We start from the raw sequence: 23,633 nt of genomic DNA, 5'->3' as shown, positions 1-23,633 counted from the left end.
CTTTTCATATGGATTTCTGGTGCAGGGTCATTGCAGCACCAATCGTCCGTTGAGGGGCTGGACGGGTCGGTTGTTGGGGTGGTGCATCACCGTCTTGAAGGTGTCGATCTGGGCCTGGCTTGCCTGCACCGGCTGCTTCATCACCAGCCAGCGCACCCCTTCCGAGCAGGGCGGCGTGGTCAGGGAGCCGCTGAAGCGGTAGTAGTCGCGCTGGGCGGGCAGCAGTAGCTCTGCCGAGACCGCTTCCTTGAGTTGGCGCAGCTCCCCCGCCTTGGCTGGCAGGTCCTGCCAGGCCTGACTCAGGGCCGGGTTGGCCTGACCCGGCTCGAACATCACGGCGACCACCGCCAGCTCCCCCTTGGCGTTGGCATGCACCAGATGTCCCTCAAGCGGATAGGATCTGCCCTCGATGAGGTTTTCGCTGGGGGCGTGGAAGTGGAACTGCTTGAGCTCAAAATGCATGCCATCGAGCTCCAGGCTGCTGCCGGGGGCATAGTCGACCTGCACAGTGTGGCCGTTGTTGACCAGCGTCTTGCCGCCTGGCAGGTAGTGGAACTGCAACGGCGCCAGCTCGGCCTCCACCAGACCCGAGAGGTTGACCGGCGACTGGTTGCTGCCGGCGCACTGGCCATATTCCGGGGTCAGGCTGGCCCATTTCGCCGGGCCGGCCTCGCCGCTGTATTCCCAGTGCGGGGTGGCGGCAAAGGCGGCGGGGCAGAGCAGCAGGGCGCCGGCCAGCAGGGACTTTTTCATCATGCATCCTTATCTTGATTGAAAAGCAGGGCCATCCGTTTCCTTCAATTGATGAGGAAATAACGGACGGCATCATCTGAAATGCGGGATACAGAAGGTCAGACGCTATGTTTATTATTGGCTGGGTGATCGCCGACGATATTTATGATCCATGTGAAATGGATCTACATAATGGTCGACCATCACTGCATATTGAATGATTACGGGATGCAAAGACAGCAGTCTAATTCATGGGCTGCTGCCGTGGATGAATGGGTTTGTTATTCGTCCAGACCAAATGCGCTGGGTTGACTGCCATCGCCTCGGCGCGAATCGGCAGCAATGTATCAATCCATTGTTTTCAACATGTGTTTTCAACATGTGTTTTCAACATGTGTTTTCAACATGGCTGTGTCGTCACGCTCTGATGTCGAGCCCATGATGGCTGCCGCTCAGTGCGTCCTCATGACAACAGGGGCCAGGGCTCCTGTTGTCAGTCGCTCAGTTCCTCGCCGACCTGCTTGACCGCATCCCGGGTGCCGTGACCTATCTCACGGGTAACATCCCGGGTGGTGTGGCCAATTTCGCGGGTCACCTGCTTGGTGGTGTGGCCTATGGTGCGGCCCGCCTCCTTGACGTCGGCGCAACCGGCCAGAACCAGGCCGGCGAGCAGCGCCATCAGGGATGGGTGACTCAGGGATAAATGACGCATTCCAACCTCCTCGCTAAGGGCTGAGGCATTATTGCCCCCCGGGGAGGGGGCGGGCAACCAGCAGGGTGTGGCCGGGGCCCGGGATCTCGTGCTCGGCCTCCACGTGGAAACCGGCCTCGCGCAGGCACTGGTACATCTGCTTGGAGTGGTAGAAGCGGCTGTTGCCGTTGGCGATGGCGGTGAAATAGAGGGAGGTGGCATTGAGGCTGAAGCTCGCCGCCTCGAAGCTCTGCCTGTCCCAGAACAGCTCCAGGATGCAGACCCTGGCGCCTGGTTTCATGTGGCGGCGGATACGGGTGAGGATGGCGACGATCTGCGGGTGACTGAAGCAGTCGAGGAACTGGCTCATCCACCAGATGTCCGCCTCGCCGGGCAGGGGCCCCTCGGCCTCGAGCATGTTGACCGGATGGCCGCAGACCCTGTCCGCCACCCCGGCCTGGGCAATCCTGGGACGGGCCAGGGCGAGCTGCTCGGGCAGATCCAGGATGGTGACCCGCAGGGCGGGATCCCGGGTCGCGCAGGAGATGGCCCACTTGCCGGTGTTGCCGCCCACGTCATAGAGGGTGGCGGGCTCGTAGCCGAAGACCTTGTCCTGGGCCTGCTGGAAGGCCCAGTCCGAGTAGAAGTGATCGAAGGCGAACCAGCTGGCCCGCGCCGGTTCCGGCAGGTCATCCAGGTGGGGATAGATGGTCTCCCAGTCGGGGCTGAACACCTTGAGCCCCTCAGGCCTGCCTTCCCGGATGGCGGTGAGCAGGTGGGCGAGGGGGGCATAGCAGACGTGCTGGGTGAAATCCATGTTGACTCGGGTCATGGGGTCGTTTTGCAGGTAACGACCGACCCGGCCGAGCACATAGCGTTCCCCTTCCAGGTGACAGAGTCCGCCGCCGAGGCCCATGTCGAGCAGCACGCCGACCCCGTATTCACTGAGGGAACAGGCCCCGGCTATCTCGGCCGTGGTGGCACCCTGGCGGCCACAGCGCTCCAGATAGGCGAGCACGCCGGTTTCGCGCAGGCACCAGCTCGCCTGAAACAACATGGGACCGAAGGCGATGCGCTGGGCCTGACTGATGGCGGCGAGGGCGTCATGAGCCTCGCCCTGATAATGTTTCACGAGGCGGGTTCGCTCTTATTGGTGGCTGGTGCGGGAGAGTTCGATCTGGATGGCCTGATTCAGCCCGTTGATCCAGCGGTTATAGCTGCGGTGGATGGCACCCTTGCCGTTATCATCGAGATTGATGCTGCTGACATAATTGATGGAATAGTCATGAGCGGTATAGGGAATATTGATCACCGCCTGGTGCTGGCGTACGTTCAATTGGCCGCGGATCAGGCCGGGCTGTTCTTTTTTCATGACCCAGCCCTTGCTCAGGCCGCCATTGAGAATGGCATTGCCGACCTGCTCCTCATTGAGGGTGAAATTGACCTGATTGGCCGCCAGGTTGCGGACCGGCTGGCTGGTGGAGCAGGCGGCGAGCAGGAAGCAGCCGAGCAGCAGCGCCGATTTGGTCATCTTGTGCATTGTCGTTTCCCTACATAGGTTTCTTATGAAGCGCGGCAATGAGACACCATTATTGGGTGTTTTTCAATAAAAGATGACTGTAGACAATGAGTTATATGATCTGCCTTCTATTATTCCGGGGAAATAATGCTATGATGCCCGCCGAATTTATGACATCCGTGGCGGCCTCGTTATTCGCGTGCCCTGTCCCGTCGGCTGACGCCCGGTAACCGGATTGACCCCTTTCATCACCCATAGCGCCGAACAAGGACGGAAGGTCGCCATCATGCTCTCATTTTCACTCCTTGATGCGCAGGCGCTCGCTCCCGGCCTGAGTGAGGCCGCGTCTTGGCACCAGTGGGCCGAGTCGGGGGTCTGGCCCGGCGCCGCCCCCCTGCCAGCCACCCCCTTGCTGCCCATGATGATGGCCCGTCGCCTGAGCGCCGGATCCCGTCTCGCGGTGCAGCTGGGGCTGACGATGCTGGCGCGCCACCCCGTCGACAGCGCCGTGTTTGTCAGCCGTCACGGCGAGCTGGCGCGCTCCATGAGCCTGCTCCAGGGGCTGGCGGCGGGCAAGGCCCTCTCGCCCACGGATTTCTCCATGTCGGTACACAACACGGCGGCGGGGATCTGCTCCATCCAGGGCAAGGCGACCCTGGCCATGAGCTCGCTGGCGGCGGGGGAGGCGAGCCTGATGGCGGGGCTGACCGAGGCGGTGGCGAACCTGGGGGCCGGCCAGCGCCGGGTGCTGCTGGTCGCCTTCGAAGGGGAGATCCCGGCCTTTCACCACCCCTGGCTGGCCCAGACGCCTCCCCATGCCGTCGCGCTCGTGCTGGGGGGGCAGGGTGACCCTGACGCCGCTGCGCACTGGCGCTGCGAGGGGGCGAGGGCGGCGAGCCAGCCCCCCGCGCTGAGCCAGTCCCTGGCGTTCTGGCGCGCCCACCTGCTGAGTCAGGAGGCGTGCCTGCTGGGGGATGGACGTCAGGAGTGGTCATGGCGGCGCGACTGAACCGGCTCTGGCGCCTGTTTGGCACCGGGCTCGGCTTTGCCCTGTTCGGCGTGGGGGGCCTGCTGCTCACCCTCTGCTGGTTCCCGCTGCTGGCGCTCTGCCTGCGGGGCTCCAGACGCCGCACCCTGGCCCAGGCCAGCATCAAGCAGAGCTTTCGACTCTTCATGGGGCTGCTCAAGGGACTGGGGGTGCTCGACTACCGGGTGATCGGCATGCCAAGGGGGCTGCGGGGCGCTCTGGTGGTGGCCAATCACCCCAGCCTGCTCGATTATGTGATGCTGGCCGCCGAGCTGCCGGCATGCGACTGCATCGTCAAGCAGGCTCTGTGGCATAATCCCTTCCTCGGCGGCGTGGTGCGCGCGGCCGATTACATCGCCAACGTGGAGGCCGAGCGCCTGCTGCCCCTGTGTATCGAGCGGGTGCGCCACGGCGGTCTGCTGCTGGTGTTCCCCGAGGGAACCCGCACCACCCCGGGTCAGCCTATCCGGCTGCAACGGGGGGCGGCCCAGCTCGCGGTGCGCAGCCAGGTGCCGATACAACCGGTGCGCATCCACTGCAGCGAGCGCTTCCTGACCAAACAGGACAAGTGGTTTCGGGTGCCGCGGCACAAGCCGCACTTCACCCTGGAATTTCTGCCACAGGTCAGCGTCGCCGAGGTGATCGAGGGGGAAGCAAGCAGCGCCCTGGCCGCCCGCCAGTTAACCCGATTTCTCACCCGGGTCCTGCAACCCGGGACCCAATGACAGCATATGGAATCGTCATGCAAGACCTGCAACAAGAGATAAAACAACTCATCATCGACAGCCTCAACCTGGAGGGGCTGACCCTGGATGATATCGACAGCCAGGCCCCCCTGTTTGGCGACGGCCTGGGGCTGGACTCCATCGATGCGCTGGAGCTGGGGCTCGCCATCAAGAGCCGCTTTGGCATAGTGCTCTCCGCCGATGACGAGAATACCCGTCGTCACTTTGCCAGCGTCGATGCCCTGGTGGCCCTGGTACAGGCCCAGGCCTGAGTCCCTTTCGGAGAGATGAAGATGAACAGAGACGAGATTTTTGCGCAGGTGAAGGCCGCCCTGGTGAACCTGTTCGAGGTTGACGAGGATGCGGTGACCCCAGAGGCCCAGCTCTATCAGGATCTGGAGCTCGACAGCATAGACGCCATCGATCTGGTGGTGCACCTGCAAAAGCTCACCGGCAAGAAGATCAAGCCCGAGGAGTTCAAGTCGGTGCGCTCCGTGGCCGACGTGGTCGAGGCGGTGGAACGCCTGCTGGCCGATGCCTGAATCGCACCCAAGGGGCGCGGCGGCGGGCCCGAGCCTGCCATGATGCGCCTGTTATCCCTGCTGGCGGGGGGGCTGCTGCTGGCCTATCCCCTGGCCGTCTACTGGGGGCTGACCCGCTGGGGCGGCTCTGCCCTGCTCGTCCTCCTGCTGGTCACCTTCGCCCTGCGCCTGCTGCCCGGGGCCGCCCCTGTCCGTGAGTGGCTGCTGCTCGGGCGCCTGCTCGCCTGCATCGGCCTGTTGCTGACCGCCCTGAGCGCCCTGTTCTCCGCCCAGCACTGGCTGCTCTATTACCCCCTCGCCGTCTCCCTGGCCCTGCTTGGCCTGTTTGGCTGGAGCCTGGGTCAGCCCATGAGCCTGGTGGAGCGGCTCGCCCGCCTGACCGATCCCGAACTGCCCCCGGCCGGGGTGCGCTACACCCGCACGGTTACCCGGATCTGGTGCGGCTTCTTCCTGGTCAATGGCGCCCTGGCTGCCGCCACCATCTGGTACGGGGATCTCGCGCTCTGGAGCCTCTACAACGGCCTCATCAGCTATCTGCTGATGGGGCTGCTGATGGGGGGGGAATACCTGGTGCGATTGCGGGTCAAACGGAGCTTTATCCATGAGTGACCAAGGCAGCCTGCTCGCCCTCATCTGGGGGCGGGACCCCGATCAGGAGGTGGCCTTCGGCCCGCAAGGGAGCCATGGGCTGGGCGAGCTGCGCCTGGGGGCCCAGGCCCTGGCCGAGCGGATGGTCTCCCTGCCTGCCCGGCGCTGGGCCCTGTGTTTCGAGGACAGCCTGCTGTTTGCACAGGCCCTGCTCGCCTGCGCCCTGACGGGGCGCGAGGCCGTGCTGCCCGGCCACCAGCGCCCGGCCGCCCTGGCCGAGCTCGGCGCCGCGTTCGATGCCGTGCTGACCGACAGCGAGACCCTGGGGGAGGGGAGCGACCACCCCTGGCTGCGACTGCCCCTGGACGAGATGCCAGAGAGCATAGAGCCCTGGCCGGCCCCCGGTGCCCTGACGCTGACCCTGTTTACCTCGGGCTCCACCGGGGAGCCCAAGGCGATCCCCAAGGCCTGGCATCAGCTCGAGGCCGAGCTCAGGGTCCTGGTGACGCGCTGGGGCGAGACGCTGGCGGGGGCGCGCCTGCTGGCGAGCGTCAGCCATCAGCACATCTATGGCCTGTTGTTTCGCATCCTGCTGCCCCTCGTCCTGGGGCTGCCCTTCAGCCGCACCCTGACCCGCTATCCGGAGCAGCTGGCGGCCCAGGGGGGCAAGTGGGCGCTGATTGCCTCCCCGGCCCTGCTCAGCCGGCTGGATCCCTGGCTCAAGGCGCCCGGCTGCTGCCTGCTGGTCTCCTCGGGGGGGCCCCTGGCCCTGGACCATGCCCGGCGGGCGGCGCAACTGTTTGGCGTCCTGCCGCTGGAGGTGTTTGGCAGCAGCGAGACCGGCGGCATCGCCTGGCGTCAGAGCCAAACGGCCGACACCCCCTGGCAGCCCATGCCGGGGATCCGGGTGTCTGTGGCGGACGAGGATCGCCTGTTGCTGCGCTCCCCCTTCCTGCCCGACGACGAGCCGCTGCTCTGCGGCGATCGCATCCGCCTGACTGGGCAGGGCTTTGCGCTGCTGGGGCGGGGGGATCGGCTGGTGAAGCTCGAGGAGAAACGGGTCTCCCTCGATGAGGTGGAGGGGCGACTGCGGGCCCTGCCCTGGGTGACGGAGGCGGCCGTGCTGCCCCTCACACTGGGTCGCCGACAGCAGCTTGGCGCCGTGCTGGTGCTGAGCCGGCAGGGGCGGGCCCAGTGGCAGGCCCTTGGGCCCGGGCGCTTTCTCATCGCCCTGCGCGAGCAGCTGCGACCCTGGCTCGAGCCGGTGGCCCTGCCGCGCCGGGTGCGCTGCCTGGACACCTTGCCCCTCAACAGTCAAGGCAAGCGTCCCTGGTCCGAGCTGAAGGCATTGTTCGACGAGGCCCCGCTGCCGTTACCCGGTACGGGAGCCGAGCCCATGACGGACACCGCCTTGCCCATCCCGAACCGTCAAGGCAAGCGTCCCTGGTCCGAGCTGAAGGCATTGTTCGACGAGGCCCCGCTGCCGTTGCCCGGTACGGGAGCCGAGCCCATGACGGACACCGCCCTGCCCATCCCGAACCGTCAAGGCAAGCGTCCCGGGTCCGAGCTGAAGGCATTGTTCGACGAGGCCCCGGTTGCCGCAACGGCGCCGACAGACAGAACCCAGCCCGAACGGGAAGAGAGACACGAAACCGGAGCCCCCATGTCACCGAGTGCCCTGCCAACCCTGCTGGAACAGACCCCGACCCTGGATGGCCTGGTGCTGCGCCTGCGCCTTGACCCCGAGCTGCCCTGGTTTCACGGCCATTTTCCCGGCGCCCCCCTGCTGCCCGGGGTGACCCAGGTACACTGGGCGATGCACTATGGCCGCCTGCTGCCGGGGGTTGATGGCGCCTTTGGCGGCATGAGCCAGCTCAAGTTCCAGCGCCCCCTGCGCCCGGGCCAGGAGTGCGAGCTGCACCTCAGCTGGCTGGCCGACAAGGGCCAGTTGCTGTTTGGCTACAAGGTGGCGGGCGAGCACGTCAGCAGCGGACGGGTGGCCCTATGTCCCTGACGCCCTGCATCATCATCCCCTGTTACAACCATGCGCGCCCCCTGGCCGGGGTGCTGGCCAGCCTCAAGCCCATGGGGCTGCCCTGCCTGCTGGTCGACGATGGTAGCGAACCCGTCGCCGCCGCCGCCCTGGATGCCCTGGCGGGGGAGCACGGGGACTGGCTCACCCTGCTGCGCCACCCCGAGAACCGGGGCAAGGGCGCCGCCGTGATGAGCGGCCTCATGGCCGCGAGGGCGGCGGGGTTCAGCCATGCCCTGCAACTGGATGCGGATGGTCAGCACGATCTCGGTGACGTGCCGCGCCTGCTCGAGGAGGCGAAGGCCCATCCCGAGGCCCTGGTGTCCGGTCGCCCCCGCTATGACGATTCCGTGCCCAGGGGGCGTCTCTATGGTCGCTATGTCACCCATGTCTGGGTCTGGATAGAGACCCTCTCCTTTGCCATCGAGGACAGCATGTGCGGCTTTCGGGTCTACCCGGTGGCGGCCAGCTGCGCCCTGCTTGGCGAGGTGCGACTCGGCCGGCGGATGGATTTCGACACCGAGGTGATGGTGCGCCTCCATTGGCGCGGGGTGCCCATGCGCTTCGTGCCGACCCGGGTCACCTATCCCGCCGATGGCAGCTCTCACTTCCGGCTTTGGCAGGACAACCTGGCCATCTCCTGGATGCACACCCGGCTGGTGTGCCGCCTGCTGTGGGATCTCGTGGGCAAGGGGCTGGGATGGCCTGCCCGGCTCTGGCGGCAGGGTCGGGCGCTTGGGTCATGCAGACACGGGTCACGCACGCCGGAACAGGAGGGTGGCAGCCTGCCGGGGCGGCCGAGAGAGACCTGGTTCCAGTGGGGGCAGAGACACTGGTCACGCACACCGGAACGGGGCAGCCTGCTGGGCTTGCAGATCATGCTGGCCAGCTATCGGCTGCTCGGGCGGCGGGGCTTTGGGGCCCTGCTCTATCCGGTGATCGGCTATTTCTGGCTGACCGGGCGCCGCCAGCGCGCGGCCTCCGAGCAGTATCTGGCGCGGCTCGAAGCCTTCGCGGCGACCGAGGGGGTCCGTCTGCCCGAGGAGCCAAGGTCGAGCTTTCGCCACTTCCTGCGCTTTGGCGAAGCGGCCCTGGACAAGCTGGCGGGCTGGCGCGGGGACATAGCCCCGGAGCGGGTCGAGCTGGTGGGGCGCGAGCACCACGAGGCGGCGATCCGAAACGGTCAGGGCCTGCTGCTGCTGGGCTCCCACCTGGGGGATCTCGAACTGTGCCGCGCCCTCGGCACCCGCCTTGGCCAGGTGCGCATCAACGCCCTGGTGTTCACCCGTCATGCGGCCCGCTTCAACGCCCTGCTCCAGCAGATCAACCCGGGATCAGGTCTCAATCTTATCCAGGTGCAGGAGATGGGGGCGGACACCGCCATCCTGCTCAAGGAGAAGATAGAGGCGGGGGAGTGGGTGGTGATCGTCGGCGATCGCACCTCGGTCACCCGGGAGAAACGGGTGGTCTGGGCCGACTTTCTCGGCGCCCCGGCCCCCTTCCCCCTGGGCCCCTTCGCCCTGGCGAGCGTGCTGGCCTGCCCCGTCTACCTGATGTTTGGCCTCAAGGAGCAGGGGCATTTTCGGGTCCACTTCGAGCCCTTCGCCGAGCGGCTGTGGTTGCCGCGCGCCGAGCGGGAGGCGGCGCTGCGCCACTGGGTGCAGGCCTATGCGGACAGGTTGCAGCACCATTGCCTGCAGGCGCCGCTGGACTGGTTCAACTTCTTCGATTTCTGGCAGCTAACTCATGATGAACAGTGATTCCACCCCATCCCGCCAGGCCCATGACGGCCTGCACAAGGTCACCTTCGGCGCCGGCCCCCTCACCATAGAGCAGGTGGTGGCCCTGGCCCGGCGCCGCGCCCGCCCCGAGCTCAACCCGGATCCCGCCTTCACCGCCCGCATCCAGCGGGGCGCCGATTTTCTCGACAGGCTGCTGGCAGACGAGGGGGTCATCTATGGGGTGACCACTGGCTATGGCGACTCGGTGACCCGGGCCGTGCCCCCGGCCCTGGTGGCCGAGCTGCCCCTGCACCTGACCCGTTTTCACGGCTGTGGCCTGGGGGAAAATCTGAGCCTGGAGGCGGGGCGCGCCGTGCTGGCGACCCGGCTCTGCTCCCTGGCCCAGGGGGTCTCCGGGGTGAGCCCGGCCTTGCTGGCCCGGCTCTGCTGGCTGCTGGAGCAGGATCTCGTCCCCCGCATCCCCGAAGAGGGCTCTGTCGGCGCCAGTGGCGATCTTACCCCGCTCTCCTACGTGGCCGCCGTGCTGGTGGGGGAGCGCGAACTCTATCGGGATGGCCAGCTGGCGAGCACGGCCGAGGTCTATGACGCCCTCGGCATCACTCCTCTGGTGCTGAGGCCAAAAGAGGGGCTGGCGCTGATGAACGGCACTTCGGTGATGACGGCGCTGGCCTGCCTCGCCTATGCCCGCACCGAATATCTGATGAAGCTGGCGACCCGGATCACCGCCCTGGTCAGCGTCGCCATGGGGGGTAATGCCTTCCACTTCGACGAGAGGCTGTTTGCGGCCAAGCCCCATCCCGGCATGCAGGGGGTCGCGGCCTGGCTGAGGGCGGATCTGGTGGCGGGCGAGCTGCCCCGCCACAGCGACCGGCTGCAGGACAGATACTCCCTGCGCTGCGCCCCCCACGTCATCGGGGTGGTGGCCGACAGCCTGCCCTGGTGGCGCCAGCTCATCGAAAACGAACTCAACAGCGCCAATGACAACCCCCTCATCGACGGAGAGGGGGAGCATGTGATGCACGGCGGCCACTTCTATGGCGGCCACATCGCCATGGCCATGGACAGCATGAAGACGGCGGTGGCCAACCTGGCCGATCTGCTCGATCGCCAGCTGGCCCAGCTGGTGGACATCAAGTTCAACGGCGGCCTGCCGAGCAACCTCTCCGGCGCCAGCGGCGAGCGGCGCATGATCAACCACGGCTTCAAGGCGGTGCAGATCGGGGTCTCCGCCTGGACTGCCGAGGCCCTCAAGCTGACCATGCCGGCCAGCGTCTTCTCCCGCTCCACCGAGTGCCACAACCAGGACAAGGTGAGCATGGGCACCATAGCGGCGCGGGACGCCCTGCGGGTGCTGACCCTGACCGAGCAGGTGGGAGCCGCCTGCCTGCTGGCGGCGGTGCAGGGGGTGGAGCTGCGACTGGCCATGGGGGGCTCCCTGGCCGCCCTGAGCCCGGCACTGCGGGAGATGGTGCTGGCGGTGCGGGAGCATCATCCGGCCCTGGTGGAAGACAGGCCCCTGGAGCAGGAGCTCAGGGCCCTGATCGTCCGGTTGCAGGGGCGCCACTATCCGCTCTATGAGGAGGCGCGCGATGCAAGCTGAACTCTGGATGACAAGCCAAGGTATCGAGGTTTCCGATGCAGCATGAGTCCTGGATGATCAGCCACAGCATCGAGATCGAGATCCCGTTTCATGACGTGGACATGATGGCGGTGGCCTGGCATGGCCATTACGTGCGCTATATCGAGCTGGCCCGCTGCGCCCTGCTCGAGACTATCGATTACAACTACCCCCAGATGGAGGCCTCCGGCTACCTCTGGCCCGTCATCGACTTGCGCCTCAAGTACATGGCGCCCCTGCGCTTTGGCCAGAAGGTGCGGGTGGTGGCGCAGCTGCGGGAGTATCAGAACCGCCTCAAGATAGAGTACGAGCTGTTCGATGCCGGGAGCGGCGTGCGCACCAGCAAGGGTTACAGCATCCAGGTGGCGGTGAGCAAGGAGAGCGGCGAGATGTGCCTCGCCTCGCCCCGGGTGCTGCTCGACAGGCTGGGAGTCGATGAATGAAGGGGGTCTTGATGAAGGGAGTACAAGGCTGGCTCTGTGCCTGCCTGTTGCTGCTGCCGCTGGCTGCACTGGCCTTGCCCATGACCCAGGCCGAGGTGCGGGAGCTGCTGAGCGCCGAGCCGGCCCAGCGGGCGCATTTTGAGCAGGAGAAACAGGTGGAAGGACTGGCCCAGCCGCTGAAGGCCAGCGGCGAGCTGCTGCTGGTGCGCGGCCAGGGGCTCTGGTGGCATCAGCAACAGCCCTTCGAGCTGGCACTGAGCCTGACGGCCCAGCGCATGCGCCAGCAGGTGGGTCAGGGGCCAGCGCAGATCATCGACAGCCCCCAGCTGCTGGAGTTCAGCACCATGCTGCTGGCGCTGTTCGGTTCCGATGAGCAGGCCCTGGCCCGCTACTTCGCCCTCGATTTCTCCTCAGATGAACAGGGCTGGCGCCTGGGGCTGACCCCGCTGGCGGCCCCCCTGGACAAGGTGTTCTCCCGCCTGATGCTGAAGGGGGGCCATCGGTTGGATTGGCTGCTGATAACGGATCGCCAGGGGGATGAGACCCGGATCCGCTTCTCTGACTGGCAAGAGGTGACCCTGCCGCTCGACGCCGAGGAGCAGGCCCATTTTGCTCCCTGATCAGCGCAGCCGTGGCCATCACTCCCCGCGGCACTCAGCGGCGGGCCTGAGCGAGGGTAACTGGCGCCGGCTCGCCCGGCTCTGGCTGCTGCTCTGCCTGCTGGCCCTGGCCCTGCTCGGCTGGCAGCTGAGCACGAGCCGCATCAACACCAGCCTGATGGATCTGCTGCCCCACAGCGAGCGGGCCACGCTGGATCCGGCCCTGCAACAGGGGCTGCTGCGCCAGCTCGACCGTCAGCTGATCTGGATGCTGAGCCTGCCCCCGGGCCAGGATGGCCGCCCTGCGGCGGCGCAGTGGGCTAAGGCCCTGGCCGCCCTGCCCGAGCTTGACGCGGTGCGCGGTGCCCAGCCCGAGCTGGCCGGTGCCTGGCAGGCCTATCAGCACGATTACGCCTGGCAGCGGCTCGACGAGGCCAGCCGGACCAGGCTGGCTGCGGGCCCAGAGGCCTGGAGCCAGTGGGTGCTCGGCCAGATCTACAGCCCCTTCGGCGGCGTCTCCCGCGCCGAGTGGCAGCAAGATCCCCTGCTGCTGACCCGGGCCGGGGTGCAGGGGCAGGGAGCCACCCCCCTGACCCTGGATCAGGGCTGGCTGGTGAGCCGGGACGAGGAGGGGCGCCGCTGGTTCCTGCTGCGGGCCGAACTGAATCTCTCGGCCTTCGACCTCTCCCGCAACGACGCCCTGCTCGGGCGCCTCGACCAGGCGGAGCAGGCCCTCAAGGCCGCCTATCCCGGGCTGGAGTTGCTGCGCCGTGGCACGCTGTTTTACAGCCAGCATGCCAGCCGGCTGGCCCAGGCGGACATCTCCACCATAGGGCTCGGCTCCCTGCTGGGGGTGGTGCTGCTCATCTGGCTGGCGTTTCGCTCGCTGCGCGCGCTCTGGCTCTCCCTGTTGCCCATCGTCGTGGGTCTGTGCTGGGGGCTGCTCGCCGTGCTGCTCTGGTTTGGCGAGGTGCATCTGTTCACCCTGGTGATCGGCACCAGCCTCATCGGCATCGCCATCGACTACGGGATCCATTTTCTGACCGAGCGCCGTCTCTGCGGGCAGGATGAGAGCCCCCATCAGACCCGGGCTCGGCTGCAGCCCAGCCTCTGGCTGGCGCTCCTCACCACCCTGGTGGGCTATGGCCTGCTCTGGCTGGCCCCCTTCCCCGGTTTGCAGCAGCTGGCCCTGTGCGCCCTGGTCGGCCTGCTGGCCGCCCTGCTGACTGTGCTCTGCCTGTTCCCGCTCTGGCTGGGGCCTCTGCCCCTGGGCACCCCCAGGGTCGTGACGTGGCTGGAAGCCTGGCTCGCCCTCTGGCGCGAGCGGCGCTGGCTGCGCACCGGCCTGCCCCTGCTCTGCCTGCTGCTGGTGGTCTGGGGGCTCAGCCAGCTGCGGGTGGACGATGACATCGCCCGCCTGCAACCCCTGCCCACCCTGCTACAGGCCCAGGAGCGGCAGGTGCAGCACCTCACCGGCCAGCAGGGAGGCATGGCGGGCTTTCTGGTGACGGGACCGGATGGGGAGACGGCGCTGCAACGGCTCGAAGCCCTGACCCCGGCCCTGGCCAGTGCCAGGACGCAGGGACAGCTGGCGGGTTTCGTCTCCTTGAGCGGGTGGTTGCCCTCCCTGGCGCGCCAGCAGGCCGATCACGACGCCCTGGCGCGCCTGCTGCCCGAGGTGGTGGCGCGGCTCAATGGTGCCGGGTTGCCGGTGACGGCCTCCATCCCCGCACTGCGCCCCCTTACGGCGGCCCAGTGGCTGGCCAGTCCGGTCAGCGAGGGGAGCCGCCTGCTGTGGCACGGATTGGCCGATGGCCGGGTGGCCCTCTGGCTGCCGGTGAACGGCGTGGCGGATCCCGCCGCCCTGGCGGCCCTGGCCGAGGGACGGGAGGGGGTGTTCTGGCAGGATCAGCGCAGCCAGTGGAGCCAGCTGTTCGCCCACTACCGCCTCACCCTGGCCGAGCTGCTGGCCCTGGCCGTCGCCCTGGTGGGCGGCCTGCTCTGGTACCGGCTCGGCTGGCGCAAGGGGGGGCGGATCCTGCTGGTCAATGGCCTGGCGCTCGGGGCCGGTCTGGCCCTGCTCGCCGCCTTCGACCAGCCTCTCACCCTGTTCGGGGTGCTGGCCCTCGCCCTGATCTTTGGCATCGGCATCGACTATGGGCTCTTCTTCGCCCACAGCGGCGCCGATCCCCGGCGTCAGCGGGCGACCCTGCTGGCGGTCCTGCTGGCGAACCTGACCACCCAGCTGGCGTTCGGTTTGCTGGCCCTGAGTCACACCCCGGCCATCGCGGGCTTCGGCCTGGTGTTGAGCGGGGGTATCTTTACCGCCTTCCTGCTGTCGCCCCTGGTGTTGGAGAAATCATGAGAATTGCGATGCTGTTTGGTCTGCTGCTGCTCACGGCCTGTGCCGATCGGTCAGGCGCCGGGGCGCCGGACAACCGCGCCCTGCTGACCCCGACCGTCAGCCTGGTGCTGCCCGCTCCCCTGCGGGATAGGCCCCTCTATCGCCAGCAGCTGATCAGTGCCCGGACCCGGGGCGGCGAGCATCAGCTGCTGACGGTGCTGGAGGCAGACGGTCGCCAGCTCACCCTGGTGGGGCTGACCCCGAGCGGGATCCGGCTGTTTCGGCTGAGCTATGACGGCGAGGCGATCCGCAGCGAGCAGCTCTCCAGCCTGCTGGGGGGCACGGCGCTGCCGCCGGTGGCCCAGGTGCTGGCCGACGTCATGCTCGGCTACTGGCCCCTCTCGGCCTGGCAGCCCAGGCTGCCCAGGGGCTGGCGTCTGGAGGACGAGGGCATGGTGCGTCGCCTGCGGGATCCTGCGGGTACCCTGGTGAGCGAGATCCACTACCGGGAGATAGGCGGGGAGCGGGAGCCGGTGCGCCTGGTGCAGCACGCCTTCGATTACGAGCTGCAGATGGAGAAACTGGCCCCATGAACACTGTGATGACTCGCGTCTCTCCCTGCTTCATTGCGGATTACGGCCTGATCTGCGCCCTGGGAGAGGGGAAGACGGCGGTCGCTGCGGCCCTGAGCCGCTGGCAGGAGAGCGGGATCAGCCCCCTGGACGGCGAGTGCCAGCCACTGAGCGACGGCAGGCTGACCCCGGTCGGCCGGGTGAAAGGGGCTCTGCCGTCCGTGCCACAGGCACTGTCGGCCTACGACTCGCGCAACAACCGCCTGCTGCTGGCGGCCCTGGCCCAGATCCGGCCCGGGCTGGATGCGCTCATGGCCCGACTGGCTCAGGATCGCATCGCCATCGTGCTCGGCACCAGCACCTCGGGGATCGCCGAGGCGGAGCGGGCGGTCGCCGCCTGGCAGGGGGGGGAGGGGATCCCGGCCGGGTTTGACTATCGCCAGCAGGAGCTGGGCTCCCCGAGCGATTTTCTCGCCCGCCACCTGGCCCTGACCGGCCCGGCCTATACCCTCTCCACCGCCTGCTCCTCCAGCGCCCGCGCCTTTATCAGCGGCCAGCGGCTGCTGGCGACCGGGCTGGCGGATGCCGTCATCGTCGGCGGCGTCGACAGCCTGTGCGGCCTGACCCTCAACGGCTTCGACAGCCTGGAGTCCCTCAGTCTCAGCCGCTGCCGTCCCTTCGGGGCCGAGCGGTGCGGCATCAACATAGGGGAGGGGGCCGCCCTCTTCCTGCTGACCCGGGAGCGGGCCGTGCTCGCCCTGCTGGGGGCGGGCGAGTCTTCCGACGCCTGGCATGTCTCGGCACCCCACCCAGAGGGGCTGGGGGCCGAGGCGGCCATGCGCATGGCGCTGCGCCAGGGGGGAGTGACGCCGGGCGAGCTGGATTACATCAATCTCCACGGCACCGCGACCCGGCTCAACGACGAGATGGAGAGCCTGGCCCTCGCCCGGTTGTTCGGGGCGGCGCAGAGCGCGCCCGCCAGCTCAAGCAAGATGCTGACCGGCCATACCCTGGGGGCGGCCGGTGCCATAGAGGCGGCGATCTGCTGCCTGTTGCTCGCCCGGGAGATGGCGCCGCCCCGTCAGGGGGAGGCCCAGGATCCCGCCCTGGCCCCCATCCGGCTGGCCCGGGGGGATGTGCCGGCAAGGCCGCTGGCCCGGGTGCTGTCCAACTCCTTTGCCTTCGGTGGCAACAATGTCAGCCTGCTGCTGGGACGGGTCCCGGCGCGAGAAGAGGGAGCCTCCCATGAATGAGATAGCCATCGACGCGCTCTTGCCCCATCAGGCCCCCATGCTGCTGCTGGATCGCCTGTTGGATTATCAGGGGCCCCGGGTCTGCTGCGAGACCCGGGTGGGGGAGCGTCACGCCCTGCTGCTCGATGCCGATGGCGCCCTGCCGGGCTGGGTCGGCATCGAGCTGATGGCCCAGACCATCGCCGCCTGGGCCGGGATGCGGGGACGGGAGCGGGGGGAGCCGGTGCGCATCGGCATGCTGCTTGGCAGCCGCCAGTATCGCAGCCGGGTAGCCGCCTTCGCCCCTGGGGATCGCCTGACGATCGAGGCCGAATGCCTGCTGGAGGATGGTGCCATGGCCAGCTTCGAGTGCCGGATCCTGCGCGAGGGGCAACCGTGTGCCGAGGCCAGGCTCAGTACCTATCTCCCCGCCGAGGGAGAGCTGGCTCAGCTGCTGGCGCCGTCATCGCCATGAGCGCCGGACCGGCGGCAAGACCGAATTTGATGAATCTGTGAGGAAAGGATTGATGATGAATTCCACCGTACTGGTGACCGGGGCCAGCAAGGGTATAGGCCGCGCCATCGCCCTGAGACTGGCCGCCGATGGCTTTCACATAGTGGTGCACTATCACGGCGATGAGACAGGTGCCCAGATGACCCTGGACGCCATAGTGGCGGCCGGAGGCCAGGGGCGGCTGATCCAGTTCGACATCTCGAACCGGGAGCAGTGCCGCAGCCGGCTCGAGTCCGATATCGAGGCCCATGGCGCCTACTACGGCGTGGTCAGCAATGCCGGCGTCATCCGCGATGGCGCCTTCCCGGCCCTGACCGACGAGGAGTGGGACGGGGTGCTGCACACCAACCTGGACGGCTTCTACAACCTGCTCAAGCCCTGCATCATGCCCATGATAGGGCTGCGCCGGGGCGGGCGCATCGTCACCCTGTCGTCGGTTTCCGGCATCATGGGCAACCGGGGGCAGGTCAACTACAGCGCCGCCAAGGCGGGGATCATAGGGGCGAGCAAGGCCCTGGCCCTGGAGCTGGCCAAGCGCAGGATCACGGTCAACTGTGTCGCCCCCGGCCTCATCGACACCGGCATGGTGAGCGCCGAGGTGGAGGCCGAGGCGATGAAGATGATCCCCCTCAAGCGGATGGGGCAGGCGGACGAGGTGGCGGGCCTGGTCTCCTATCTGATGTCGGACATCGCAGGCTATGTCACCCGTCAGGTGATCTCCATCAACGGGGGGCTGATATGAACGCAGTCAGTCTCTTGATTCAAACGCGTCACACATGGCAGGGAGTGGGAATATGAAGCGGGTCGTGGTAACCGGCATGGCCGGGGTGACCGCCTTTGGCAACGATTGGCAGAGCGTGGGGCCCCGCCTCAAGGCGGAGCGCAACGCGGTGCGCCAGATGCCGGAGTGGGCCGTCTATGACGGTCTCAACACCCGGCTGGCGGCCCCCATTCCGGATTTTACGCTGCCGGCGCACTATCCCCGCAAGAAGACCCGGGCCATGGGGCGGGTCTCCGAGCTCGCGACCGTGGCGACCGAGCTGGCCCTGGCCCGGGCCGGGCTTCTCGGTCACCCCGTGCTGACCGGCGGGCGTACCGGCATCGCCTATGGCTCCTCCACCGGCAGCACGGCACCCATCAGCGCCTTTGGCGCCATGCTCAACGACAAGACCACGGCCAGCATCACGGCCACCACCTATGTGCAGATGATGCCTCACACGGCGGCGGTCAATACCGGCCTCTTCTTCGGCCTGCGGGGTCGGGTCATTCCCACCTCCAGCGCCTGTACCTCCGGCAGCCAGGGCATCGGCTATGCCTATGAGGCGATCAAGCACGGCTACCAGGATCTCATGGTGGCGGGGGGCGCGGAGGAGCTCTGCCCGTCCGAGGCCGTGGTGTTCGACACCCTGTTTGCCACCAGCCAGATGAACGATCACCCCGAGCTGAGCCCCAGGCCCTTCGATCGGCAACGGGACGGTCTGGTGATAGGGGAGGGGGCGGGCACCCTGATCCTGGAGGAGCTGGAGCATGCCCAGGCACGGGGCGCCCCCATCATCGCCGAGCTGGTGGGTTTTGCCACCAACTGCGATGCGGCCCATGTCACCCAGCCCCAGCAAGAGACGATGCAGCTCTGCATGGCCCTGGCCCTGGCCGACGCCGGCCTGGAGGCCGGGCAGATCGATTACATCAGCGCCCACGGCACCGCCACCGAGCGGGGGGACATCGCCGAGAGCCACGCCACCTCGGCCCTGTTCGGGGACAAGACCCCCATCTCCTCCCTCAAGAGCTATTTCGGTCACACCCTGGGGGCCTGCGGCGCCGTCGAGGCCTGGCTCTCCCTGGAGATGATGGCAGAGGGCTGGTTTGCCCCCACCCTCAACCTCGGCGAGCCGGATCCCGCCTGCGCCCCCCTGGACCATATCCGTAGTGGTGGCCGGGTGCTGGATGCCAGCTACCTGATGTCCAACAATTTTGCCTTTGGCGGCATCAACACCTCGCTCATCTTCAAGCGCTGGTCATGAAGGCGCGTCCCTGAATGAACAGAGGCGCCAGGGGCGCCTCTGTCATAGGGGGGGCAGGCTATTTCTTGGGACGAAACGGCTTGATGACGCGCTCGTCGCACTCGAGATAGGGTCCCTCCATCAGATCGATGCAGTAGGGGATGGCGGGGAAGACCGCATCCAGACACTCGCGGATGGACTTGGGCTTGCCAGGCAGGTTGACGATGAGGGTGCTGCCCCGCAGGCCCGCGGTCTGGCGCGACAGTATGGCGGTGGGCACGAACTTGAGGGATTCGGCCCGCATCAGCTCGCCAAAGCCCGGCATCATGCGATCGCACACCGCCTCGGTGGCTTCAGGGGTGACATCCCGTCTGGCCGGTCCTGTGCCGCCCGTGGTGACGATGAGGCAGCACCCCTCCTCGTCCGCCAGCCGGGCCAGGGTCGCCTCTATCTGATCCTGCTCATCGGGGATCAGCCGGTAGACCGGCTCCCAGGGCGAGGTGAGATAGCTGCCCAGGGTCTCCATGATGGCCTTGCCGGAGAGATCCTCGTAGATGCCTGCGCTGGCGCGGTCGCTGACGGTGACGATGCCGATTCTTGCCTTGTTCATACGACCCCTTGTCGTGACGGTAAATAGGCAAATAAAATAGCATAATCAGATAGATGTGTTAAACGCCCTATATGACGCCTCTCTTTCGAGGCGGTCATTTTCCACAGGCGTTCCTGTGCTTGAAAATATATTTTCAGGGGATGTTTCGAGAAAGGGGAATAATGACGCGGCTATGGCCATGAAAAATGTATAAGTAATAGCGTTAGGACTTATTTGCCGCCCTCCATATTCAAGGTGTTGATCCCTAATGGGGAATAGGAAGGCATCATGAAAATACGTTTTCAATGGGAGCCTTGCCCCCGTCGCCGTCAAATTGAACTCCCGCCCTCGCTGGCATATATAACCAGTAGAGGGTGCCGGGCCCGGTCGGGCACTGGCACCACACCCTCTCATCTCGAGAGTGGAGGGAGCCATGGAATTACCCGACTTCGATACCCTGAAACGACTCGCCGCCAGCGAGCCGCAATTGCTGGAAACCCTGCTCTATGAACAGATAGAGGCGGTCATCGCCAGCGCAGGCCCGGATCAGCAGCGCAGGTTGCGAGGGTTGCAGTTTCAGGTCGATTGCCAGCGCCGCCTGGCCAAGAACCCCATCGACAGCTGCATTCGCATCGTCAACATGATGCAGGAGACCTTCTTCCTGATGCATTGCGAGATGAACCGGCTCTGCTCCCTCTCCCCCGAGGATGAGCCGCCTCCTCCGATCCGGCGAAATAACAATGTGGTGTCGCTGCAAGATCGTCTCCCCAAATAAGGGCAGAGGATAGCGGGCCAGGGCCCTTATCCGCCGCTGGGGGCGATGATCCTTTCATCTTTTCCGTTTGGCGCCAAATCAAGGGGCGCCTTCGCTGCGTTGGCGGCCAGAGGCGCTCGCTGGACGAGTTATCTGCCAACATCTTGATCTTCTCACCTGTTTCCCCCGCTCTTCCCGGATGAATGGTCTGCCGGGTTTGGTTAAGATAACGGCTTTCACGCCATGTCTCGAAGGGAAGATGAGAAGTATGAGCCCAAGCAGGGAGCTGTCCCGGGAACAGCAGACGGACGTCACCCGTATCGTCGTCAAGACGGGGCAGATGCTGGCCCAGTTCGGTGCCGAGAGCCGTCTTATCGAGCAGACCACGACGCGGCTCGGTCTGGCACTGGGGCTGGAGAGCGTCGAGATGGCCATCTCCTCGAGCGCCATCGTCTTGACCAGCCTCTATCGGGGGCACTGCGTCACCACCACTCGCCGGGTCCGCGAACACGGCATCAACATGCAGGTGGTGTGCGAGATCCAGCGTCTGTGCATCATGGCGGAGAAGCAACTGATCGAGGCGCGGGAGGTTCGGCATCGCCTCGATGCCATCAAGCCGTTCCACTATCACCCCTGGCTGGTGGTGCCCATGGTGGGCCTCTCCTGCGGTGCCTTCAGCCTGCTGTTTGGCGGCGACTGGCCCATCTTCCTGGTGACCTTCCTCGCCAGCGCCTGCGCCATGCGGGTACGTCAGCTGATGGCGCGCCACCATCACAGCCCCCTCATCAACTTTGCCGTGACCGGCTTCATCGCCACTCTGCTCGCCTCCAGCGCCACCTTCTTCGGCTGGGGTCAGCAACCCTATCTCGCCATGGCGGCCAGCGTGTTGCTGCTGGTGCCCGGCTTTCCCCTCATCAATGCCGTCTCCGACATGGTGAAGGGCTACTTCAACATGGGGCTGGCCCGCTGGGGGACGGCGAGCCTGCTCACCATCAGCGCCGCCATCGGCATCATTCTGGCGATGTCCATCGCCGAGGTCTGGGGAGGCAAGGTATGGTGGAGACTGATATGAGCCTGGGTCAGTGCCCCATGAGGCGCCTGCCTGCCCGGTCGGCTGTGAGGGGGAGGCCATGATGGAGCTGTTCTGGCTGCTGGCCAGGGATGGCTTCTGGTCGGCCATTCCGGCCGTCGGTTTTGCCATGCTGTTCAATGTGCCGCCGCGCATGCTGAAATATTGCGCCATGGGGGGCGCCCTGGCCCACAGCCTGCGCACCCTGCTGATCCACCAGGGGGTGCCCATCGAATGGGCCACCCTGGCGGCATCCACCATGGTGGGTTTCGTTTGTGTCTATTGGTCGCGACGGCTGCTGGCGCCACGGCCCGTGTTCAGCGTGGCGTCCATCATCCCCATGATCCCCGGCGGCTATGCGTTCAAGGCGATGATCGCCATCGTCGAGCTCAACATTCATGGCGTGACCATGACACTTATCGAGAGCGCGCTGGAAAATGGGCTCAAGGCGCTCTTCATCGTCGGCGCCCTGAGCTTCGGGCTGGCGATACCCTCCCTGGTCGTGTACCGTAACCGCCCCATTGTGTGAGAGACGCTGCGAGATGAAGATTTCCATGATTGCCGCCATGGCCCGGGACAGGGTGATAGGGCTGGACAACCAGATGCCCTGGCACCTGCCCGCCGATCTGGCCCATTTCAAGCGGGTCACCCTGGGCAAGCCGGTGTTGATGGGACGCAAGACGTTCGAGTCCATTGGCCGCCCGCTGCCCGGACGACGTAACCTGGTGATCAGCCGCAATGCCGGATTCACGGCGCCGGGTATCGAGGTGTTCTCCTCCATCGAGGACGCATTGACCACCCTGACCGAGGGGGAGGCGCCGGCGGAGTTGATGGTGATTGGCGGTGGTCATCTCTATGCCCAGCTGTTGCCGCGGGCGGATCGCCTCTATCTGACTCACATCGATCTGGCGGCAGAGGGGGATACCCGCTTCCCGGAGTATGAGGGGCCGCAGTGGCGCTGTATCGAGCAGGAGACCCATCAGCCCGATGCACGCAACCCCCATCCCTACCGCTTCGAAACCCTGGAGCGGATCGCCGGTTGATCCCCGGCGTCCCATCATGAAAAGAGGCCCGGTACGGGCCTTTTTGCTGTCTGCGTCCCTCAGCGGGCGTAGGCGGGACAGGGGGTGCTGAAGAGGGCGTCATCCTCCTGGCGCCACAGGGTGAGGCTGTTGCCCCAGACGCAGCCGGTATCGAGGGCCTTGATGTGGTCTCGCCCCGTGTTGCCCATCAGGGCCGCCCAGTGGCCGAACACCAGGATGGGATCCTCGTCGCGACGCGCCCGCAGCTCGAACCAGGGACGCAGCCCAGGGGTGGATTCGTCCGGTCCCAGCTTGCACTTGAAGTCGAGTCGGCCATCGAGGTGGCAGAACCGCATCCGGGTGAAGCTGTTGATGATGTAGCGGTAGCGTTCTATGCCGAGCAGCCCTTCATGCCAGGCATCCGGCTGGTCGCCATACATGTGGTGCAGCAGCCACGAGTATTGATCCCCCCGCAGCAGTGTCTCCACTTCCCGGGCGCAGCGCCGGGCGGTCGCCACGTCCCAGCTGGGGGGCAGGCCGGCATGCACCATCAGCACGGGGCGGGTCGGATGCTCGCTCTCGGCGAGCAGGGGTCGATGGCGCAGCCAGTCGAGCAGCGCATCCCTGTCCGGCGCCTCCATCAGGGGATGCAGCCTGTCTTTCTTCTTGAGCGGCGCCACCCCTTCGGCCACCGCCAGCAGGTGCAGATCGTGGTTGCCCAGGATGCAGACGGCGCGCTCGCCGAGGGAATGGGCATAGCGCAGCACGGCGAGGGAGTCCGGCCCCCTGGCCACCAGATCCCCCGCCAGCCAGAGGGTGTCATGGGCGGGATCGAAACCGGCCATATCGAGCAGGCGACGCAGGTCGTCATAGCAACCCTGCACATCGCCGACAAAACAGTTTGCCATGGGACCTCAGTTGATGATGTGGGGGACGGCCAGGGTGAAGGGGGCGATGGGGGCCTCGAACTCGTGGCCCGCCTCGTCACGCATCAGATAACTCCCCTCCATCACCCCCAGCGGCGTGTCGAGGGGCACCCCGCTCTGGTAGCGGAACGTCTCGCCGGGGGCGATGACGGGCTGTTCACCGACCACTCCGGGTCCCTCTACCTCGACCCGCTTGCCGTTGGCGTCCGTGATGAGCCAGCGGCGGGCGAGCAGCTGCGCCTTGCCCGGCCCCAGGTTCTGGATCTCGATGAGATAGAGGAACTGGTAAGGGTCCCGGCTGCCCTCGATATAGCTGGGGTGGGGGCGGATCTGTATGGTCGGTGTCGCCATGG

Annotated in this window: 27 protein-coding genes; 20 read left to right on the top strand and 7 right to left on the bottom strand. The window is 66.5% G+C overall.

Annotated elements, in window-relative coordinates; translation table 11 throughout:
* Positions 1–27: 27 nt before the first annotated feature.
* The 4 genes from ACEUCR_RS06800 to ACEUCR_RS06785 all read right to left on the bottom strand — a co-directional run bounded on the left by ACEUCR_RS06800 (position 28) and on the right by ACEUCR_RS06785 (position 2,963).
* Positions 28–753: a carbonic anhydrase gene (locus ACEUCR_RS06800; protein WP_408789082.1), complete on the bottom strand. Its 726-nt coding sequence runs from the start codon at positions 751–753 to the stop codon at positions 28–30.
* A 472-nt stretch (positions 754–1,225) separates the two neighbouring features.
* Entirely contained in the window at positions 1,226–1,444 is a 219-nt protein-coding gene (locus ACEUCR_RS06795; RefSeq protein WP_111873442.1) for a hypothetical protein, read from the bottom strand.
* Between the two features lie 28 nt (positions 1,445–1,472).
* Positions 1,473–2,555 carry a methyltransferase gene (locus ACEUCR_RS06790; protein ID WP_408788938.1) on the bottom strand — a complete coding sequence of 361 codons (1,083 nt, stop codon included), beginning with the start codon at positions 2,553–2,555 and terminating at the stop codon, positions 1,473–1,475.
* Positions 2,556–2,570: 15 nt separating this feature from the next.
* Positions 2,571–2,963, bottom strand: a complete 393-nt coding sequence (locus tag ACEUCR_RS06785; RefSeq protein WP_408788936.1) for a hypothetical protein — start codon at positions 2,961–2,963, stop codon at positions 2,571–2,573.
* Positions 2,964–3,228: 265 nt separating this feature from the next.
* Here ACEUCR_RS06785 and ACEUCR_RS06780 point away from each other — a divergent pair, with 265 nt between their 5' ends.
* From ACEUCR_RS06780 to ACEUCR_RS06705, 16 genes are read left to right on the top strand one after another with little or no spacing between them, the layout of a single operon-like run.
* A complete protein-coding gene (locus ACEUCR_RS06780; protein WP_408788933.1) occupies positions 3,229–3,951 on the top strand; it encodes a beta-ketoacyl synthase chain length factor in 723 nt (240 codons plus the stop codon).
* Positions 3,936–4,694: a lysophospholipid acyltransferase family protein gene (locus tag ACEUCR_RS06775; protein ID WP_041999583.1), complete on the top strand. Its 759-nt coding sequence runs from the start codon at positions 3,936–3,938 to the stop codon at positions 4,692–4,694. Before ACEUCR_RS06780 ends, ACEUCR_RS06775 begins: the two co-directional genes overlap by 16 nt.
* Positions 4,695–4,711: 17 nt before the next feature.
* Entirely contained in the window at positions 4,712–4,966 is a 255-nt protein-coding gene (locus ACEUCR_RS06770; protein WP_408788931.1) for a phosphopantetheine-binding protein, read from the top strand.
* Between the two features lie 21 nt (positions 4,967–4,987).
* Positions 4,988–5,236 (top strand): acyl carrier protein, encoded by a 249-nt coding sequence (locus ACEUCR_RS06765; RefSeq protein ID WP_041999614.1) that lies wholly within the window; start codon positions 4,988–4,990, stop codon positions 5,234–5,236.
* Between the two features lie 39 nt (positions 5,237–5,275).
* Positions 5,276–5,845 (top strand): COG4648 family protein, encoded by a 570-nt coding sequence (locus ACEUCR_RS06760; protein WP_408788929.1) that lies wholly within the window; start codon positions 5,276–5,278, stop codon positions 5,843–5,845.
* Positions 5,838–7,838: an ApeI family dehydratase gene (locus ACEUCR_RS06755; RefSeq protein ID WP_408788926.1), complete on the top strand. Its 2,001-nt coding sequence runs from the start codon at positions 5,838–5,840 to the stop codon at positions 7,836–7,838. Before ACEUCR_RS06760 ends, ACEUCR_RS06755 begins: the two co-directional genes overlap by 8 nt.
* The gene (locus ACEUCR_RS06750) at positions 7,835–9,616 is read left to right on the top strand and encodes a glycosyltransferase family 2 protein (RefSeq protein WP_408789080.1); all 1,782 of its coding nucleotides are present in this window, start codon (positions 7,835–7,837) and stop codon (positions 9,614–9,616) included. Before ACEUCR_RS06755 ends, ACEUCR_RS06750 begins: the two co-directional genes overlap by 4 nt.
* Entirely contained in the window at positions 9,606–11,198 is a 1,593-nt protein-coding gene (locus ACEUCR_RS06745) for an HAL/PAL/TAL family ammonia-lyase (protein ID WP_408789077.1), read from the top strand. Before ACEUCR_RS06750 ends, ACEUCR_RS06745 begins: the two co-directional genes overlap by 11 nt.
* Positions 11,199–11,233: 35 nt before the next feature.
* Positions 11,234–11,659, top strand: a complete 426-nt coding sequence (locus ACEUCR_RS06740) for an acyl-CoA thioesterase (RefSeq protein ID WP_041999570.1) — start codon at positions 11,234–11,236, stop codon at positions 11,657–11,659.
* Positions 11,660–11,670: 11 nt separating this feature from the next.
* Positions 11,671–12,279 carry an outer membrane lipoprotein carrier protein LolA gene (locus ACEUCR_RS06735; protein WP_408788923.1) on the top strand — a complete coding sequence of 203 codons (609 nt, stop codon included), beginning with the start codon at positions 11,671–11,673 and terminating at the stop codon, positions 12,277–12,279.
* Positions 12,269–14,623 (top strand): MMPL family transporter, encoded by a 2,355-nt coding sequence (locus ACEUCR_RS06730; RefSeq protein WP_408788920.1) that lies wholly within the window; start codon positions 12,269–12,271, stop codon positions 14,621–14,623. Before ACEUCR_RS06735 ends, ACEUCR_RS06730 begins: the two co-directional genes overlap by 11 nt.
* Positions 14,620–15,195, top strand: coding sequence for a DUF3261 domain-containing protein (locus ACEUCR_RS06725; protein ID WP_408788917.1), 576 nt, complete (start codon positions 14,620–14,622; stop codon positions 15,193–15,195). The genes ACEUCR_RS06730 and ACEUCR_RS06725 overlap by 4 nt, the downstream gene beginning before the upstream one ends.
* Entirely contained in the window at positions 15,192–16,427 is a 1,236-nt protein-coding gene (locus ACEUCR_RS06720) for a beta-ketoacyl-ACP synthase (RefSeq protein WP_408788914.1), read from the top strand. The genes ACEUCR_RS06725 and ACEUCR_RS06720 overlap by 4 nt, the downstream gene beginning before the upstream one ends.
* Entirely contained in the window at positions 16,420–16,881 is a 462-nt protein-coding gene (locus tag ACEUCR_RS06715; protein WP_408746848.1) for an ApeP family dehydratase, read from the top strand. Before ACEUCR_RS06720 ends, ACEUCR_RS06715 begins: the two co-directional genes overlap by 8 nt.
* Before the next feature lie 55 nt (positions 16,882–16,936).
* Positions 16,937–17,662, top strand: a complete 726-nt coding sequence (locus ACEUCR_RS06710; RefSeq protein WP_111873432.1) for a 3-ketoacyl-ACP reductase FabG2 — start codon at positions 16,937–16,939, stop codon at positions 17,660–17,662.
* A gap of 52 nt (positions 17,663–17,714) precedes the next feature.
* Positions 17,715–18,941: a beta-ketoacyl-ACP synthase gene (locus tag ACEUCR_RS06705; RefSeq protein WP_392445245.1), complete on the top strand. Its 1,227-nt coding sequence runs from the start codon at positions 17,715–17,717 to the stop codon at positions 18,939–18,941.
* 58 nt (positions 18,942–18,999) lie between these two features.
* Here ACEUCR_RS06705 and mog read toward each other — a convergent pair whose 3' ends face one another.
* Entirely contained in the window at positions 19,000–19,530 is a 531-nt protein-coding gene (mog, locus tag ACEUCR_RS06700; RefSeq protein WP_392445243.1) for a molybdopterin adenylyltransferase, read from the bottom strand.
* Positions 19,531–19,942: 412 nt separating this feature from the next.
* Here mog and ACEUCR_RS06695 point away from each other — a divergent pair, with 412 nt between their 5' ends.
* From ACEUCR_RS06695 to folA, 4 genes are all read left to right on the top strand, one after another.
* Complete coding sequence (locus tag ACEUCR_RS06695) at positions 19,943–20,284, top strand: DUF3135 domain-containing protein (RefSeq protein ID WP_111873430.1); 342 nt, start codon at positions 19,943–19,945, stop codon at positions 20,282–20,284.
* Between the two features lie 247 nt (positions 20,285–20,531).
* Positions 20,532–21,335, top strand: coding sequence for a threonine/serine exporter family protein (locus ACEUCR_RS06690; protein WP_041995462.1), 804 nt, complete (start codon positions 20,532–20,534; stop codon positions 21,333–21,335).
* A 58-nt stretch (positions 21,336–21,393) separates the two neighbouring features.
* The gene (locus ACEUCR_RS06685) at positions 21,394–21,861 is read left to right on the top strand and encodes a threonine/serine exporter family protein (RefSeq protein WP_111873505.1); all 468 of its coding nucleotides are present in this window, start codon (positions 21,394–21,396) and stop codon (positions 21,859–21,861) included.
* Between the two features lie 13 nt (positions 21,862–21,874).
* Positions 21,875–22,375, top strand: coding sequence for a type 3 dihydrofolate reductase (folA, locus tag ACEUCR_RS06680; RefSeq protein ID WP_111873429.1), 501 nt, complete (start codon positions 21,875–21,877; stop codon positions 22,373–22,375).
* A 59-nt stretch (positions 22,376–22,434) separates the two neighbouring features.
* Here the strand turns inward: folA and ACEUCR_RS06675 are convergent, their stop codons facing one another.
* On the bottom strand, positions 22,435–23,262 hold the full coding sequence (locus tag ACEUCR_RS06675) for a symmetrical bis(5'-nucleosyl)-tetraphosphatase (protein ID WP_111873428.1): 828 nt from the start codon (positions 23,260–23,262) through the stop codon (positions 22,435–22,437).
* 6 nt (positions 23,263–23,268) lie between these two features.
* Positions 23,269–23,631 carry a Co2+/Mg2+ efflux protein ApaG gene (gene apaG / locus ACEUCR_RS06670; RefSeq protein ID WP_392445233.1) on the bottom strand — a complete coding sequence of 121 codons (363 nt, stop codon included), beginning with the start codon at positions 23,629–23,631 and terminating at the stop codon, positions 23,269–23,271.
* Positions 23,632–23,633 lie beyond the last annotated feature (2 nt).

It is taken from the genome of Aeromonas bivalvium (genome assembly GCF_046078285.1).
Classification (GTDB): Bacteria; Pseudomonadota; Gammaproteobacteria; order Enterobacterales; family Aeromonadaceae; genus Aeromonas; species Aeromonas bivalvium.
This window is presented reverse-complemented; position numbering and strand designations above follow the sequence as displayed.

Bases quoted from the DNA above. Each gene is read 5' to 3' on its own strand.
- ACEUCR_RS06800 (WP_408789082.1), bottom strand. From the start codon at position 753: ATGAAAAAGTCCCTGCTGGCCGGCGCCCTGCTGCTCTGCCCCGCCGCC.
- ACEUCR_RS06795 (WP_111873442.1), bottom strand. From the start codon at position 1,444: ATGCGTCATTTATCCCTGAGTCACCCATCCCTGATGGCGCTGCTCGCC.
- ACEUCR_RS06785 (WP_408788936.1), bottom strand. From the start codon at position 2,963: ATGCACAAGATGACCAAATCGGCGCTGCTGCTCGGCTGCTTCCTGCTC.
- ACEUCR_RS06780 (WP_408788933.1), top strand. From the start codon at position 3,229: ATGCTCTCATTTTCACTCCTTGATGCGCAGGCGCTCGCTCCCGGCCTG.
- ACEUCR_RS06775 (WP_041999583.1), top strand. From the start codon at position 3,936: ATGGCGGCGCGACTGAACCGGCTCTGGCGCCTGTTTGGCACCGGGCTC.
- ACEUCR_RS06770 (WP_408788931.1), top strand. From the start codon at position 4,712: ATGCAAGACCTGCAACAAGAGATAAAACAACTCATCATCGACAGCCTC.
- ACEUCR_RS06765 (WP_041999614.1), top strand. From the start codon at position 4,988: ATGAACAGAGACGAGATTTTTGCGCAGGTGAAGGCCGCCCTGGTGAAC.
- ACEUCR_RS06760 (WP_408788929.1), top strand. From the start codon at position 5,276: ATGATGCGCCTGTTATCCCTGCTGGCGGGGGGGCTGCTGCTGGCCTAT.
- ACEUCR_RS06755 (WP_408788926.1), top strand. From the start codon at position 5,838: ATGAGTGACCAAGGCAGCCTGCTCGCCCTCATCTGGGGGCGGGACCCC.
- ACEUCR_RS06745 (WP_408789077.1), top strand. From the start codon at position 9,606: ATGAACAGTGATTCCACCCCATCCCGCCAGGCCCATGACGGCCTGCAC.
- ACEUCR_RS06740 (WP_041999570.1), top strand. From the start codon at position 11,234: ATGCAGCATGAGTCCTGGATGATCAGCCACAGCATCGAGATCGAGATC.
- ACEUCR_RS06735 (WP_408788923.1), top strand. From the start codon at position 11,671: ATGAAGGGAGTACAAGGCTGGCTCTGTGCCTGCCTGTTGCTGCTGCCG.
- ACEUCR_RS06725 (WP_408788917.1), top strand. From the start codon at position 14,620: ATGAGAATTGCGATGCTGTTTGGTCTGCTGCTGCTCACGGCCTGTGCC.
- ACEUCR_RS06720 (WP_408788914.1), top strand. From the start codon at position 15,192: ATGAACACTGTGATGACTCGCGTCTCTCCCTGCTTCATTGCGGATTAC.
- ACEUCR_RS06715 (WP_408746848.1), top strand. From the start codon at position 16,420: ATGAATGAGATAGCCATCGACGCGCTCTTGCCCCATCAGGCCCCCATG.
- ACEUCR_RS06710 (WP_111873432.1), top strand. From the start codon at position 16,937: ATGAATTCCACCGTACTGGTGACCGGGGCCAGCAAGGGTATAGGCCGC.
- ACEUCR_RS06705 (WP_392445245.1), top strand. From the start codon at position 17,715: ATGAAGCGGGTCGTGGTAACCGGCATGGCCGGGGTGACCGCCTTTGGC.
- mog (WP_392445243.1), bottom strand. From the start codon at position 19,530: ATGAACAAGGCAAGAATCGGCATCGTCACCGTCAGCGACCGCGCCAGC.
- ACEUCR_RS06695 (WP_111873430.1), top strand. From the start codon at position 19,943: ATGGAATTACCCGACTTCGATACCCTGAAACGACTCGCCGCCAGCGAG.
- ACEUCR_RS06690 (WP_041995462.1), top strand. From the start codon at position 20,532: ATGAGCCCAAGCAGGGAGCTGTCCCGGGAACAGCAGACGGACGTCACC.
- ACEUCR_RS06685 (WP_111873505.1), top strand. From the start codon at position 21,394: ATGATGGAGCTGTTCTGGCTGCTGGCCAGGGATGGCTTCTGGTCGGCC.
- folA (WP_111873429.1), top strand. From the start codon at position 21,875: ATGAAGATTTCCATGATTGCCGCCATGGCCCGGGACAGGGTGATAGGG.
- ACEUCR_RS06675 (WP_111873428.1), bottom strand. From the start codon at position 23,262: ATGGCAAACTGTTTTGTCGGCGATGTGCAGGGTTGCTATGACGACCTG.
- apaG (WP_392445233.1), bottom strand. From the start codon at position 23,631: ATGGCGACACCGACCATACAGATCCGCCCCCACCCCAGCTATATCGAG.